The sequence below is a fragment of the Ruminiclostridium papyrosolvens C7 genome (assembly GCF_000421965.1).
In the GTDB taxonomy this organism is placed as follows: Bacteria; Bacillota; Clostridia; order Acetivibrionales; family DSM-1351; genus Ruminiclostridium; species Ruminiclostridium papyrosolvens_A.
Window position 1 is genome coordinate 19392 of sequence record NZ_ATAY01000026.1, and the last position, 16177, is coordinate 35568.

Sequence of the window (16177 nt, forward strand, 5' to 3'; positions counted from 1 at the left end):
GTAAATGATTAAACTTTTAGTAACAAACAGTATCGGCACAGTAGATGTAACTCAGTTTGTACAGTCAATTACCTGGTCGGGAGATTACCAACAATGCTCCAGAACTCTTGACTTTGAGATTATATCATCACCTACAGACAAAAATCTTCCTGCTATTAAATGTGAACTGGGGAATAGTGTTATTTTTATGCAGGATAATAGGACGCTATTCGATGGCTATGTATTTGAACGGCAGAAGGACACAGGCAGTAGCATAATAAATATAACCTGCTATGATCGTGGTATATACCTTAAACGTAACGAAGCATCATATAAATTTAAAAATACAACTCCTGCAGCAATAGCAAAAAGAATCTGTACTGATTTTGGAATCCAACTTGGTTCAGTGGTGGCCCCTAATGTAAAAGTATCCAGAAATTTTATTGGAGTAAGTTTGTATAGCATGATTCAAACAGCTTATACATTAGCCTCAGAAGCAACTGGCAAAAAATATTTAATGCGCTTTACTGGCTCAAAGTTAAACATAATAGAAAAAGCCGTCACAAATGAAACACTGGTGATAGAAGGCGGCAGTAACCTAATGTCTGCATCAACGACTGAAAGCATATCCAATATGGTTAATCAGGTTGTTATTTACAATGATAAAGACAAACTTATATCAACACAAAAAGATAGTGAAGCAATAAAGCTTTACGGAGTATTGCAAAGCTATCTTAAACAGTCAAAAGGTGAGAATGGCATTGCAAAAGCTAAAAAGCTAATAGCAGATAATGGAGTAAGTCAAAAGATAACCATAGAAAACTTGGGAAACATTGCAAACATTACTGGCGGTACAGTGGTAGTCCGTGAACCATACACTGGACTATATGGGCTGTTCTACATAGATAGTGATATTCATACTTGGAAAAAAGGCCAGTACTATAACAAATTAGTTGTCAATTTTAAAAACATCATGGATGAACAGGAAGTTGGATCACTTCCAAACAAAGACGGAAGTAAAACGAAATCAAGCGGAACTTGGGACTATATTAATAAGCCGGGAGGAAAGTAAATGGAAGATAACCCTTTTTTATCAATGGTTAAAACTATTAGACAAGTCAGTAAATCTCAAATACCCGCTAACTTTCGTTTTGGTACCGTTGTTACTGCTGATCCTTTGCAACTTGATGTGGCAGGCACAATACAGGATAAAGATTCGGTGCTGAAAAACAGTATAATTAATACATTTTCGGAAGGTGATATGCTACTTTTGGTACCAATCGAAGAGGAACAGCGGTATATAATACTTTGCAAGGTGGTGAGTATATGAGTACAACACTATTTCCGAGCATACAGCCACAAATAGAAGAAACACCTACTGAACTGGAACTATACAAAGAAGTAAAATGGGATTTTGAAAAAAATATTCCAGTATATCAAAACGGCTCACCTGTTATTGTAACAGGAAAAGAGGCCGTTTTTGTTTGGGCGTGGAAAGCTCTTACAACTCCACGTTACAGGTATGAAATATACACATGGGACTTTGGATGTGAAATCGAATCACTTATAGGGCAAGTGTTTACGGATGAATTAAAACAATCAGAAGCCACAAGATACGTACAGGAATGTTTACTTATAAACCCCTATATCACTGGAGTATTAGATGTAAATGTAACTTTTAGTGATGAAATTATAAAAATAAGCTGCACAATTGAGACAATATATGGGGAGGTGGATATAAATGTATGAAGACTTAACAGCAGAAAGCATTAAAAGTGATTTAATAGGCCGGCTTTCTACAGACATACAAGTCAATGAAGGTAGTTACACAAATGACATGATAAGTGCCGTTGCCTATGAAATTTGGAAGGTTTATCAGTCCTTAGATGCTTTAATTCCAATTGCCTTTGTGGATTCTACATCAGGAGAATATATAGATAAGCGTTGTTCTGAATATGGGATTATCCGAAAAGCCGGAACATCAGCAAAAGCGAAATTAAATTTTACAGGCACAGACGGAACACTAATCCCGGCTGGAACGGTATTTTTAACAGCGGATGGGCTTCAATTTGAGACTGACGAAACAGTAACAATAACAGCAGGGGTTGCAACGGTAAATACTACGGCTGTGGAAATAGGGGAGGGATACAATGTTGATGTAGGAACTATTACTCAAAAGCTAATAAGTCTAAGTGGGTTAAGCACTGTTACAAATGAAAAAGCAACTGGCGGTACTGATCCCGAAACAGATACAGCTCTTGTTAAACGATTAAATGATTATTTGCAAAGTCCTGCAACGTCTGGAAATGTAGCACATTATAAGCAATGGGCCTTATCAGTGAACGGAGTAGGAGCTGTAAAAGTTCATCCGTTATGGGATGGCCCGGGAACGGTTAAAGTTCTGATAGTCGACAATGAGAAGAAGCCTGTAGATTTAACAATTTTAAATAATTGTGCTGAGTACATAGAATCAAACAGGCCTATTGGTGCAACGGTAACAGTTGAAAGTGCGCAGGAATTAAGTGTAAATATTACTGCAACAATAATTATAGATAGCAGTACCACACTTGATATAGTAAAAGCGGAATTTGAAGCAAACCTGAAAGTATATTTAAAAGACCTATCATTTGAAAAATATACAATTGTCTATAATCGTATTGTATACATGCTGCTTGATATTAGCGGGGTAACGGACTATACATCACTTACGATTAATGGAGGTACAGCAAATATAACTATTGCTGAAAATCAGGTACCTGTATTACAGAATGTTGAGGTGATAACCTGATGGCGCTTATTGACTTATTACCTCCAAACTATAAAAACAGTATTGAGGTTATAGAGCTACAGGGAGCCTTTGAACATTGGACAGAGGCTTTAAAGATAGCTAAAGAGGATTTATTCTTACAAATCAATGTATCATCAGCAACGTGGGGCCTGAATATGTGGGAAAAAGCACTAGGAATCGAAATTGACGTTTCTAAGCCGTTGGAATACAGGCGTACTAGAATAATGAGCAAACTACGTGGAGCTGGTACAACAACTAAGGAAATGATTCAGAATGTAGCTGAGAGCTTTTCGAATGGGCAAGTAACAATTTTAGAGTATAACAGCCAAAGCAGATTCGAAATTAAGTTTACGGGTACTTTTGGAATTCCTCCCAACATGGGTGATCTGACAGCTGCAATTGAAGAAATTAAGCCGGCTCATTTGGCATACAGCTATGTATATATATTCAGAACACATGGTCAGCTCAAACCGTACACAAACGAACAATTACAAGCATACACAAATACAACTTTAAAAAGTGGGGAGTTGATATAATGTCAACAAAAACATCCAATTACAATTTAACCAAACCTGAAAATTCCGACTATTATGACGTAACAGTACATAGTGACAATTATGAAATTATTGATACTGAATTAAAAAATGCAAATGAAAGGTGTGAAGGTAAAATAGCCAAATCTCTTGCAACCGCAGCAAATCAGTTTCTTGTTTCCACTGCTGCAGGAGCTTGGGTTATCAAAACAATAGCTGAAATAAAGGTATTGCTTGGTTTAGGAAGTGCAGCTTATACAGATAGCACCGCTTACACAAGTAAAACAGAGTTTAGCGCACATCAGTCGGATTATACGAACCATGTACCGCATCTTGGAATTACAAGCAATGTAGATAATGCATATAGCATAACAAGCTCAAAAAATATATCTGAGGGATCTAAATTTACTGTTAAATTCAATGCAGCTGCAACAGATACAGCCACATTGAACATATCATATGATAACACACCAAGAAGATTGATTAAACCAGGAGGGGCAGGTTTTAAGCCGAAAGCAGGAACTTATTCGTTTATCCGGGATGGAGAAAATTTTCAGTATTTGGGTGAAGGGGGTGAATATGGTACAGATAACCCAAATGATGTAAAAGCAGGAGTACCGTTCGGTACAGAGAATGGGATAATGATTGGAACAAACACTAATAATATGAAAATTGTTATTGGTACTATACCAGATTTTCAATCTCCTACCACAACAAGTGCTTTGTCTTTAACAGGGACGATTAATAATTTATCATTTTCACCACAAATAGTCATGTTTACATTTAAAGATAGCTGGTATTCTTATTTTCAACAAACTGTATCATCTATATATCCAGCTATGTTGCCTGCTGGTATGGATATCATTAAAAGTGGTACTGCTTATTTACCCTTATGCGTAAACTCAGCTTCTGACTTTTTATCCAATGGGTTTAAGTATTATAGTGCTGGACAAGGAACACAGAAATTAACATTTTCGCAAGTAAAATATGCAGCCATAGGATTTGGTGATTGATTAAAGGAGGAATTTAAATGAATGAATTATTCACATTTGGGTATAGTGGAAACATTCTTATTTCAATGGCGGGTGGAAACTTTGAAGAACCAGCAGGATCAATGATTGTTAATGTTCCAGCTGGGAAAAAAGTTAAAAATTTTGACATGATGGGTGGAAAACCTCAACCAATATTTGAAGACATACCAAAATCAGACGTGGAAGAACTACGAGCGCAAAATACACAGCTACAAACATACATAGAAAATATGTCACAAGTTGTTGATGCGCTTTTGACCATGTTAGCTTCAAACAATAACACAAGTCCTGAAACAGTAGACAGTATTTTAAATACACTGAAAGGAAGTGATGCTTAATGGCTTTTTATCTAGCAAAAAGAATCGAAGCAAGTTCATTAGACTACTACACTATATTCTCTTCCAACTTTTTCAAGCCTTACAAGGCAGATGTGGATGCTATGCTTATAGCAGACGGTAGACAGGATTTAATCGTAGATATACCCTAATTTACATACATAATTGGATAATATCAGGAACCAAAAGGATTACTCAGAAATGGGTAGTCCTTTTAATTTACTCAAAATAACAACTAAGGGAGGACAGTATGAAGGATTTTATTATTAAGTATTGGATACAATTCTTATTTGCAATTGTATCGGGAGGGTTGGGAGTGGCATATAAAGCATTAGCAAAGAGATTACATAAACAGTCATGCGACCAGAAAGCACTCAAAGACGGTACACAGTCACTTTTAAGGAGTGAAATAATAAGGTGCTATGACATGTATATGGAACGAGGCTACATATCCATACACGGATTAGAAAGTGTTCTAGCAATGTATGATGCATACCACACGCTGGGAGGCAATGGAACAGTTACAAAACTAATGGAAGAGTTAAGGGAACTACCAGTTAAGACCCATAAGACAATAAATAAAAATGGAGGAATTTTAAATGAAAGGTATTGATTACACTACTCAAACAACAGCAACACAAGCAAAGGCATTAAAGGCTGCAGGATACAACTTTGTATGCAGATACTTAGTGCCGGAGAGCATGGCGTGGAAGAGGCTTACAAAAACAGAAGCCGAGACACTAACTAATGCAGGACTAAACATCGTATCAGTATATGAAGCATCAGCAAACGGAGCTTTGAAAGGAGCTATACAAGGTACAAACGATGGCAAAGCAGCATATGCAGAAGCAAAAAAAGTTGGGCAGCCCACTGGCAGTACCATATATTTTGCGGTAGATTTTGATGCACAGCCAGCTGATTATCCGGCAATATATGCATACCTGACAGCAGCACAAGCACAAATACCCGGATACAACGTTGGAGTATATGGCAGTTATGCAATATGTGAGATTATGTACAAAAGAGGAATTAAGTATTGCTGGCAGACCTATGCATGGAGCCGGGGGAAAAGGTCACAACATGCTAACATATATCAATATAAAAACGGTCAAATAGTACACGGCATAAATTGTGACTTAAACGAAAGCTTTGGGAATGAAGGGTTCTGGAATCTTAACCCAGCAAGTAAAGAAATGACTTACAACGAAGCAATGGAAGTTATCTGTCAAGAGGTTGATTCGCCGCTTGACTATTGGCTGCAAAAACTGCCAGAGGATAAAGCTGAATACATAGTATCAAGCCTTCCGGCGCTATTTATAAAAATAGCAAAGAAATTTAAAAAGTAAAGGAGAACTTATTATGAGAGAGGTTATATTGAATAACTTGGTTACTATTATGATTTCAATTGCATGTATCATATACATAGCCTATTTGGTTATAAAACACCGATGGACAAAACTTAGGGAGATTGCATATAAATTAATAAGGCAAGCAGAAACAACCATCACAGGCACTAAAAAAGGGCAGGAGAGGTTTGAACAGGTTATATCACAGCTATATATTATCATACCTCCATGGCTAAGATTTTTTATCACAAAAAGCTTTTTAGAAGAAAAGCTTCAGGAGTGGTTTGAACTCATTAAGGATTCACTAGACGATGGAAAAATTAATAATTCTACACAACCGCCAAAACCTCCAGATACAATACTTAAATAAAGATATTATCTACAAGGAGTAATGATAACAGGCAAATTATAAACCTTATTAAACCTTATAAAATCTTATTGATAATATACATACAATAGACAAATGAGGGTTGGAAACGCTTATTTTAAGCCACCACAGTTCTCAAAGAGATAATATTTACAACATACAAAAGCCCACAAACTCTCATGTTTGTGGGCTTTACTATTGATATGCAGCTTATATCCCTCCGCTAAAAGTCAGTACCAATAGTACCGCATTTGCTGCCAGTATTACAGAAGTAATAATCCAGCCCACCACATTTGTTGCAGGTTTGTTTACAAGAGAACCCATAAGATCCTTCCTCTTTGTAATCAGCAACATAGGGATGATTGCAACAGGGAGAATAAAGCTGAGAACTACCTGACTTAGCACAAGAGCCTGCATTGGATTAATTCCCAAGATTATTATCAGCATGGCCGGAAGCATTGTCACAATCCTCGTAACGTTATCGTTTATCTTAAGGCCTACAAAACCTTGCATGATAGTAGTACCTGCCATGGTACCCACAACAGAGGATGAGAGTCCCGAAGCAATAAGTGCGAGGCCGAAAGCACCGCTGGAGGCAGCCCCCAACAATGGTGATAGTGAACGGTGTGCCTGCTCTATGGTTTCAACAACCAAACCGTTTCTGTAGAATACGGCGGCAGAAACAATGACCATTGATGCATTTATAATAAAGGCAATATTCATTGCAATGGTAATATCCAATCTTTCCAGCCTGAAATGCTTTTTCTTTTGCTCATCTGTCAAACCCTTGTTTCTTTGCTGTACCAATTGAGAATGCAGGAATATAACATGAGGCATTACAGTTGCACCTAACATACCTACAGCAATCATCACTGCCTCGCCATTAGGAAGCGATGGCATCAAAACGTGCAGACCTGCTGCGGTCCAATCAGGCTTTGCAAGGAATACTTCTAAGGTGTATGAAATGCATATGACTGCAACCAAAATGGAAATAATGCCTTCCAAGACTCTCTGTCCGTATTTGCCCATATATACAATAAAAAAAGTAAGTACGGCGGTAATCAATCCTGCAACTTCCATAGGGATGCGAAATAGCAGATACAAACCAAGAGTACATCCAAGAAATTCCGCCAGATTTGTGGCAATAGCGGCAAGTTCGGCTACAATCCAAAAGCACCAGTTTACTTTTCTGGGAAAGACCTTGCCACACATCTGAGGAAGATTGTATCCTGTAGCAATACCAAGCTTTGCAGACAAGGACTGCAAAAATATTGCCATTATATTGCTCCAAAGAATGACCCACACCAAATTATAATTAAACTTGGAGCCTCCGCTGATATTTGTTGCAAAATTACCTGGTGCTATGTACGTATTGACACACTAAAAAGGTTTTTCAAAGTTATAGTGAATTTTTATAGTCATGTCTTCAAAGACTTCTATTTTGTGAATTAATTTAGCAATAGTATGTCTTTCAATGTGCTTAAAACTTGCAAAGTCATTAACAAATTTTTTAATGGAATCACTTGAATTTTGATTTTTTGCTTCAGGCTCAATTTTCTTTTTAAGTATATTCAGCCTTGTGTTCAAATATTGTTTTTCCTCAGACAACAGGCTGCTGATGTCTTTAAATTCGTCCACGGTAATCACACCGTTATTTTTATCCTGGTACGATTTAAAAATATGCTTCCTGATGTCAGTCAGCCTTTTTTCAATATCTCGAATTTCTTTCTTGATGGTAGATAATGTATTACGATTTTTAGCATTGATTTGGGAATTAATCTGATTTTCTGCCATCGATGTTAAAGTATTAATGTCCAGTATTTGTTCGGCTATTGTACGTAATTCCTGTTTTATAATACTGCACAGCATTTCCTCTGAAAAAGTGTGCCTTGTACACATCCTGTATCTTTTGTAGGTGGAACACATTGTATAAAAATATTTGCCTGTCCTTGAAAAGGTTATACTCCCACCGCAATCTCCGCAAAATATCAGACCTGACAGTAAGTGGGGCTGAACTATACTGTTCCGGTGATAGTTTCTTTTACTCATAAGGCACTGAACTGCTTGGAAATCTTCTTTTGATATGAGAGGTTCGTGAGTATCTTCAACGACAATCCATTTTTCTTTGGGTATGTTTTTGAATTTCTTTGACTTATAGCTCACCTTTTGAAGCTTGCCTTGAGAAAGTGAACCTGCATAGGTAGGACTTGAAAGTATCATCTTTATTGTTTCCGGATTCCAAAGATAGTTTTTTGTTCTTCCACCTCTGTATAAAGTCGTGTTTTCTTTATATTTTGCCGGTGACATAATGTGCTCTTGGTTTAGTATTGTTGCGATTCCATTAAAACTCATACCTTGAATATACATTTGATATATTCTTTTGACCACCTCACAGGTTTCGGGATTTACCACAAGTAAATTTTTATTCTGTTTATCCTTAAGATAACCATATGGAGCAAATGCTCCTATAAAACTGCCTTCTTCTTTTTTAGATTTAAGAATACTTGTTATCTTGGAAGATGTATCAGATGAGTAAATCTCATTTAAAAAGCTTCTTAAGACCGGCATGATGTCTGTCTGAAAATTCCGGCAATACGAATCGGTACTGTCATTAACAGCAATTAATCTAACATTATTCATTGAACAATACTCAAAAAACTTTAATGATTCCAACAGGTTTCTGCCTAAACGTGACAGGTCTTTTACAATTATTAAATTGACATTATTGGTTTCAACATCATGAATCAACCTGTTATAGCCCGGTCTGTCAAAAGTTGTGCCGGACACACCGTCATCATAATAAATATCTACCAATTTCCAGTTTGGCTTACTTAAAACTATAGGCTTTAAAAACTGTATCTGATTTTCAATACTCTCAGAATTTTTGTCCTCTCGTGATAAACGGGCATATATTCCGACTTTGAAAAAGTCATGATTATTTTCGACATAATTCTCAGTTAATGAAAACAAATCCATACCTCCTTTTAAACTTTTGAGTCGGGATTGTTTTGTTTTGAATTTTGCAAATAAAACATTAAACTTTCCAAAACAAGCTGCTCGAAGGATTTGCCTGACGATTTATACTCAGACATTATATTGTATTGAGAGGATTCACTCTTTTTGCCCATAACTATCACCCTCTACAATGTATATGACTTAAAATGCTTGTCTTAGTAGCTCCGAATGCTAAGGATAAATAAAATTTAAGGAAGTAAAAAGCCTATTTTACATTAAAGGAAGTAATAAGTAGAATTACTATTTTACATTATATGATTTAATATAATACAATAAAACAAAATAGAAACATATATAACATAAATTGACAAAATGTAAAATAAGTGATAAATTATAGATAGCTATTCATTTTAATTTCAACAATTCAAAAACAGACAAAAGCATAAAATATCCTCTTAACAGAAATGATTTAAGATTGCCATTGGAATCTCAGTTGCAGTTATAGTATTCTGTTATACCTTGGTATTTGAAAGTTAGCAGATAAGTAAAATAGGACATTACGAGGATTAAAATATATAAGTTTTTTGGACATATTATTTCAAAACATAATAAGCTTACCGAAATTCACAAAAATCTTTTGTGTTAACAGATTCGTATTTTTTTCACTATAAAGTGAAAATGTAATAAATAAATCTGAATTACTGCTTCGAGCTTATATTAATAACACATTTGCTTATCAAGATATGTAAATGGCATGTTGTAAGTGAAGCAAAGGAAAGGATAGGATATGTTAAAAAAAGTATTTTTATTTCCGGGACAAGGGTCACAATACGTGGGTATGGGGGAAAAGCTGTGCAGACGTTCTGAAGTTGCATCAAGAACATTTGATGAAGCAAGTGAAATACTGAATTTCGATCTGAAAAAATTATGTTTCAAAGGAGAGCTTACCGAACTCACAAAGACTGAAAATCTTCAGCCGGCAATATTGACAATGAGTGTTGCTTCATTCAGAGCTTTTACCGAGCAATTTGGAGCAAGGGCAGATTACATGGCAGGACACAGCTTAGGTGAAATATCAGCCTTGACATGCTCAGGAGCAATAGCTTTTGAAGATGCAGTAAAAATAGCCCGCCAAAGAGGAAAGTTCATGCAGGAGGCTGTTGCCGAAAATGTCGGTGCAATGGCTGCAATTCGTAATATAGACAAAGAGACAATTGAATTAAAGTGCAAAGAGGTTGCAGGAGATAGAAAATCAGTCTCTGTATCCAACTACAATTCCAGAAATCAAATTGTAGTATCCGGCTATAAGGAAGATGTGTTAAAGGTAACTGAAATCCTGACGGATTTGGGCGCTCAGGCCAAAATGCTTCAAGTGAGTGCACCCTTTCATTGTGCATTGATGCAGCCGGCAGCCGATAGGCTTAAGACTGAACTGGAGAAATACACATTTAAGGATGTAAGATATAAAGTTATTTCTAATGTTACTGCCCGCCCTTATGAAGGCAAGGAATCAATTATAGAAAATCTGGTAAAGCAGGTTGTAAGCCCTGTTCAGTGGATCGAGTCTATGTTATATCTCCGCAGAAAAACAGTTGAAATAGGAATTGAATTAGGTGCAGGAAGTGTGCTCAAAAATATGATGACACACAATACACCTTCTATTCGTGTGTTTACATATGACAATGACAGTGATATTAAGACGCTGGGAGAGATAGATTTGACCAGTAAGTACTCATTTTTCTCTAGGGCTATGGGTATAGCTGTCGCAACTCCTAATAAAAACTGGGATAATGAGGAATACCAAAAAGGCGTGGTTGAGCCGTATAGAGTAATTCAAAAACTCAATGAAAAAGCCGAAAATGAAAATTCAGAAATAGCAATAGAAGACATGAAGAAAGCTGTTGAAATGCTGTCAATGATTCTTAAGACCAAAGGTACATCTGAGGGAGAAATCAAGGAAAGAATGGAGCAATTCTTTTGGGATACAGACACAATGGATATGTTCTGTAAGGCTGAGTAAACGTTATAGTAAAATCTTAAAGATTTAAATTTAGATATAAAATAAATCAGCGGTAATATAAGTATGGTTATTGCTGGGAGAGGATAAAGTATCTATGAATTTAAATGTGGATATGGAAGATTTTATATCGGCTATTCACAATCAAAATAAATTGGTCCAACAAAAACCCATTTCAACAACTGATATAGCAATAATAGGTATTAGTGCGAAAATTGGTAGTGCCGAAGATGTTAATGAATTCTGGGATTATATAGGTAATGGGTATGATTTAATAGATACCTTTCCGCCGGACAGGCAGAGAGATATTGACAGATATCTTAAAACATGTTTTGGAAAAGAAAGTAGCAGTTTCATTGAGATGGCATATTTGAAAAATGTAGATTTGTTCGATGCCGGACTATTTAATATGACTCCTGTAGAGGCTGAGTTAATGGATCCGGTGCAAAGGATATTTCTTGAATGTATGCTTGTAGCTGCCGAGGATGCGGGTTATGGAGGCAATAGGCTGTTCGGATCAAAGACAGGAGTTTATGTTGGTTGTAACAGTAATACAAATGATAATTATTTTTCTATGATATCAGCGCTTTCGCCTTCAAAAATGGGCTTGGCATTAGCGGGGAATTTAAATTCAGTAGTAGCAAGCAGATTCAGCTATTTATTCAATTTAAGAGGTCCCGCAGAAGTGATAGATACTGCGTGTTCATCTTCTTTAGTGGCAGTGCATACTGCTTGCCAGGCTATAAGAAATGGTGAAGTTGATATGGCTTTTGCCGGAGGAATAAAAATCGGTCTTATTCCCAAAGCCGTAAGCAATGAAAATGATATAGGAATCACATCCTCAACGGGAAGAACAAAGACCTTTGATGATGAGGCTGATGGCACCGGGGCAGGGGAAGGAGCCGGGGTAGTTCTTTTAAAGCCTTTGTACAAGGCAATAGAAGATGGTGATAATATACATGCAGTAATAAAAGGGACTGCAACTAACCAGGATGGAACCTCTGTGGGCATTACAGCCCCTAATTCACAGGCTCAGACAGATGTATTGCTGGCAGCCTGGGAGGATGCAAAAATAAATCCTTTGACGCTTCAATATATAGAAGCACATGGTACAGCAACTAATCTGGGGGATCCGATAGAAATTGAATCAATTACCAGGGCCTTTCAAAGATATACCGATAGGACCCAGTTTTGTGCTGTCGGATCAGTAAAGACAAATGTGGGGCATCTTGATTGTGCAGCGGGTATTGCAGGCCTCATAAATGGGGTTATGATGCTGAAAAACAGGAAAATGCCGCCCAATATTCATTATAAGAGCGGAAATCGTAAGATAGACTTTATTAATTCACCTGTTTACATAAATGAAAAGCTTGACAGTTGGGAACGAGGCCAGATGCCAAGAAGATGCGGCGTGAGTTCCTTTGGTATAAGCGGTACAAATTGTCATATGGTACTGGAAGAAGCTCCTGCTGTAATAGAAAGTGAGAAAGATAGCGGTTATCATATCTTAACAATATCTGCAAAAAACAGAAAGACTGTTGATAAAATATTAAACAGTTATTCCCAGTGGATGGAAGGAAATAAGGAGGTCTCCCTAAGAGATTTATGCTATACGACAAATATAGGAAGAGGACATTACAATTGCCGTATGGCCATTATAATCAACGACGGGGGTGACTCTAAACCGGCAGATGCCTTACGGAGTAGAGATTCGGAAAATACATTTTACGGGGAATTTCAAATCAGTACCAATAATGAGCTACAAAATAAAGAAGGCTGTATAACTATTCAGCAAAAGGCTGAGTATACTAAAAAGGCTAAAGAAATTGTCAATAACTTAATTTCTGAAAAATCACAGCAAATAAAGAAAGTACTATTACAGGAGCTGGCCTTGCTTTATGTATCAGGCGCGGATGTTGAATGGGATATATTGTACAAAGAACAATTCTGTAAAATGTTAAGCATTCCGACTTATCCTTTTAACCATAAGAGATATTGGATAAGTGGTGAAAAGAGAGTTAACACTGCTAATTTCACAACAAAGAAAGAGTATGAAAAAAGACTTCACCCTCTTTTGGATCAATGTCTGGTTGATTCAATGGAAATTGTGGTTTTCTCAAGAAATATACATGTAGATAATTGCTGGGAGCTTAAAGAGCATGTCATTGGCAGGAACCATGTCTTGCCGGGTACTGCATTTGTGGAAATGGTACATAAGGCCGGAAGCAGGTTTTATCGGACAAATTGTATTGAAATTGATGAACTGCTGTTTTTAATGCCCTTTTCATGTAATGAAGGAGAGCAAAGAGAAATACAGGTTATCGCAAAGAATACAAATGACTGTATTGAGATAGGAATTGTCAGCGCTGACGTAAATGAAAGTGAAAAAACATGGATTAGCCATGTAACAGCAAAAGTGAGAAAGACTTCTCCTAATGTTGTCGGAAAGTGTGACATAGCTGAAATTATCAAAAGGTGTCCGGAGACTTTAGATGTATATTCAAAAGGACATTCGCAAAACGGACATGTTGCTGTTACAGACAGATGGAAAACTAACAGAATGGTTCATTTTAATGAGACGGAATTGGTTGCAAAATTTGAACTGTCAGAAGAATACCATAAAGGATTAAATGACTATTATTTATACCCTCCCTTATTGGACGGGGCAGTCAACATTGGTAACATATTTACAAAAAGTGGCTTTTGCCTCCCTCTGTCCTACGGTAATGCAAAGTTTTATAAGCCGCTGCCCAGTGAATTCTATAGTTATTTAAAAGTAAAAAATTTAAAAAGCAGTGATGAGATTACCATATTTGATGTTTGTATTATATCAAAAGAAGGTGAGATTATTGCTGAGATTGATGATTATATTTTAAAAGAGGTAGATGAGAGGGAGATGAGCAGAGTTAAAGGAGAAATGCTCTACTCAGTGAAGTGGATTGAAAGTCAAAGAATACAAACTGCCGATAGCAGTTTATTTGCCGATAAATCCGTATTGCTGATTAGAACAGAAAACCAGCAGGATAACAGGATTTATAAGCAAGTAAAAACCTTAAATGCGAAAGCAATAATCGATGTAGCTATTTCGAATGAATACAAAAAAACCGGTCCTGACAGTTATAAGGTAAGGTGCTGTGATGAGGATTTTGGAGAGGTATTTGAAGCTTTTTCAGATAGAAACATAGACTATGTATTCCATATTGCATCATTGGAAGAAAATAATGAAGATACAATTGAGAATCTCCACCGCAGTATTGATGTGGGGATAAAAAGTATGTTTGTTTTTCTGCAGAGTATTGCAAAGTATCAGGTTAAAGTTAAAAATATTACCTCATGTATAGACAACTCAGTTACCGTAAATGGTAATGAAGAAGAAATAAAGCCTCTAAACAGGGCATTATCAGGAATGCTCAAGTCAGCTTCCAGGGAATTTGATAATATACGATTCAAAATTATTGATATTGATGAACAAACAGACACCAGTGTGGTATTGGATGAAATACTATACGGTGAGGATATGGTATTAACAGCATACAGAAGTAATTCCAGATTTGTTGAGGCCTTCGCTGAACTTGTGCAAAGCGAACGAAGGAAAGTTTCAATCACAAATGATGGAGTATACATAATTACCGGAGGTCTTGGCGGTGTCGGGCTTGTTATTGCAAAGCAACTGGCTGAGATGAACGGAAACGTAAAGATAGCACTTCTAAACCGCGGCAAGGCTCCACAAGAAGTCCACTCAGAAAAAGATGATAGGACTCTCAATTCTCTGGAGAAGATTTATGAAATAACAGGAGATAAAAGTTCACTGGAAGTCATATCTGTGGATATTTCCAATAGTGAAAGTGTGGGACGTGAAATATCCTTACTAAGAGAAAAGTATGGCAAAATTAACGGTGTGATTCATTGTGCAGGTGTTGCCGGAAAAGGCTTTTTGTTGAGAAAAACATGGGACGAATTTGAAAATGTTCTCAGATCAAAGGTATATGGTACGTGGGTCGTTGACAAGGTCACTGAAAATGATGATCTTGACTTCTTTATCATGTGCTCCTCCATATCGTCTATTTTCACATCAAGCGGTCAGAGCGATTATTCAGCAGCAAATTCTTATATAGACAGCTTTGCTGAATTAAGAAGCAAAAGGAATAAGAACACTCTGGCAATAAATTGGACAGGCTGGAAGGAAACCGGCATGGCGGTAGACTATAAGGTCAATCAAGGGGAAAGTTTATTCAAATTTATTGATAATTCACGGGGACAGGAAGCTTTTGAATATGCTCTGAGCTCCACTCAACAGAGAATAATTATCGGTGAGCTAAACTATGAAATGATTCAAAAAAGCCGAAATTTTCTTGATGATTTAATTGTTTTTTCAAACAGCATCGAGAACAAGCTAAGGCAATATCAAAATTTGAATAGTGATGAAGATGAGCAAGGGGAAATAAAAATAAGCGTCTTAGGTAAAAGCAGCGGTGATATTACATCAACAGAATATCAGGTTGCAAAGGCGGTAGCTAAGACACTCAGATTCGAAGAAGTAAATATTTATGACAAGTTCTTTGAAATGGGTGGGGATTCACTGCTTGCAGCTTCCTTTAAAAAGGAGTTGGATAAATTATTTCCGGATGTAGTTGATATTACAGATGTGTTTACGTATGTATCCGTTTACGAAATGGCCAAATATATAGACGGTAAAATAAATCCGCCCGGACCAGGTGTAACGGAAGAAAATAAAGTTCAGACGGATGATGAGTTAAGAGATTTATTAATGAAACTCAACTCCGGCTCCATTGATATTGAAGAAGCGGAGAAAAGGCTGCTATAAA

Annotated in this window: 15 protein-coding genes and 1 pseudogene; 13 read left to right on the forward strand and 3 right to left on the reverse strand. The window is 36.7% G+C overall.

Features of this window, described 5'->3' with window-relative positions:
• The first annotated feature begins 4 nt into the window (after window positions 1-4).
• From L323_RS29105 to L323_RS29150, 11 genes are all read left to right on the forward strand, one after another.
• Window positions 5-1051 (forward strand): XkdQ/YqbQ family protein, encoded by a 1047-nt coding sequence (locus L323_RS29105; protein ID WP_020815172.1) that lies wholly within the window; start codon window positions 5-7, stop codon window positions 1049-1051.
• Window positions 1052-1309: a hypothetical protein gene (locus tag L323_RS29110; protein ID WP_020815173.1), complete on the forward strand. Its 258-nt coding sequence runs from the start codon at window positions 1052-1054 to the stop codon at window positions 1307-1309. It begins immediately after the preceding gene.
• On the forward strand, window positions 1306-1728 hold the full coding sequence (locus L323_RS29115) for a DUF2634 domain-containing protein (RefSeq protein ID WP_020815174.1): 423 nt from the start codon (window positions 1306-1308) through the stop codon (window positions 1726-1728). The genes L323_RS29110 and L323_RS29115 overlap by 4 nt, the downstream gene beginning before the upstream one ends.
• Window positions 1721-2767, forward strand: a complete 1047-nt coding sequence (locus L323_RS29120; protein WP_020815175.1) for a baseplate J/gp47 family protein — start codon at window positions 1721-1723, stop codon at window positions 2765-2767. The genes L323_RS29115 and L323_RS29120 overlap by 8 nt, the downstream gene beginning before the upstream one ends.
• Window positions 2767-3303 (forward strand): putative phage tail protein, encoded by a 537-nt coding sequence (locus tag L323_RS29125; protein ID WP_020815176.1) that lies wholly within the window; start codon window positions 2767-2769, stop codon window positions 3301-3303. Before L323_RS29120 ends, L323_RS29125 begins: the two co-directional genes overlap by 1 nt.
• Window positions 3303-4313 (forward strand): hypothetical protein, encoded by a 1011-nt coding sequence (locus L323_RS29130; protein ID WP_020815177.1) that lies wholly within the window; start codon window positions 3303-3305, stop codon window positions 4311-4313. Before L323_RS29125 ends, L323_RS29130 begins: the two co-directional genes overlap by 1 nt.
• 17 nt (window positions 4314-4330) lie before the next feature.
• Complete coding sequence (locus tag L323_RS29135) at window positions 4331-4669, forward strand: hypothetical protein (RefSeq protein WP_020815178.1); 339 nt, start codon at window positions 4331-4333, stop codon at window positions 4667-4669.
• Window positions 4669-4818, forward strand: coding sequence for a hypothetical protein (locus L323_RS41300; RefSeq protein ID WP_020815179.1), 150 nt, complete (start codon window positions 4669-4671; stop codon window positions 4816-4818). The genes L323_RS29135 and L323_RS41300 overlap by 1 nt, the downstream gene beginning before the upstream one ends.
• A gap of 98 nt (window positions 4819-4916) precedes the next feature.
• Entirely contained in the window at window positions 4917-5279 is a 363-nt protein-coding gene (locus L323_RS29140; RefSeq protein ID WP_020815180.1) for a hypothetical protein, read from the forward strand.
• Window positions 5266-6012 carry a DUF1906 domain-containing protein gene (locus L323_RS29145; RefSeq protein WP_020815181.1) on the forward strand — a complete coding sequence of 249 codons (747 nt, stop codon included), beginning with the start codon at window positions 5266-5268 and terminating at the stop codon, window positions 6010-6012. Before L323_RS29140 ends, L323_RS29145 begins: the two co-directional genes overlap by 14 nt.
• A 13-nt stretch (window positions 6013-6025) precedes the next feature.
• Window positions 6026-6382, forward strand: a complete 357-nt coding sequence (locus L323_RS29150) for a hypothetical protein (RefSeq protein ID WP_020815182.1) — start codon at window positions 6026-6028, stop codon at window positions 6380-6382.
• A gap of 207 nt (window positions 6383-6589) precedes the next feature.
• Here the strand turns inward: L323_RS29150 and L323_RS29155 are convergent.
• The 3 genes and pseudogenes from L323_RS29155 to L323_RS41305 form a co-directional block, all read right to left on the reverse strand.
• A pseudogene (locus L323_RS29155) lies at window positions 6590-7747 on the reverse strand (Nramp family divalent metal transporter); the annotation flags it as partial.
• A 12-nt stretch (window positions 7748-7759) separates the two neighbouring features.
• Window positions 7760-9349, reverse strand: coding sequence for a recombinase family protein (locus tag L323_RS29160; protein ID WP_020815184.1), 1590 nt, complete (start codon window positions 9347-9349; stop codon window positions 7760-7762).
• Window positions 9350-9363: 14 nt separating this feature from the next.
• Window positions 9364-9507, reverse strand: a complete 144-nt coding sequence (locus L323_RS41305) for a hypothetical protein (RefSeq protein WP_020815185.1) — start codon at window positions 9505-9507, stop codon at window positions 9364-9366.
• Window positions 9508-10121: 614 nt separating this feature from the next.
• Here L323_RS41305 and fabD point away from each other — a divergent pair.
• Entirely contained in the window at window positions 10122-11354 is a 1233-nt protein-coding gene (gene fabD, locus L323_RS29165) for an ACP S-malonyltransferase (protein WP_020815186.1), read from the forward strand.
• A 94-nt stretch (window positions 11355-11448) separates the two neighbouring features.
• Window positions 11449-16176 (forward strand): SDR family oxidoreductase, encoded by a 4728-nt coding sequence (locus tag L323_RS29170; RefSeq protein ID WP_020815187.1) that lies wholly within the window; start codon window positions 11449-11451, stop codon window positions 16174-16176.
• Window position 16177 lies beyond the last annotated feature (1 nt).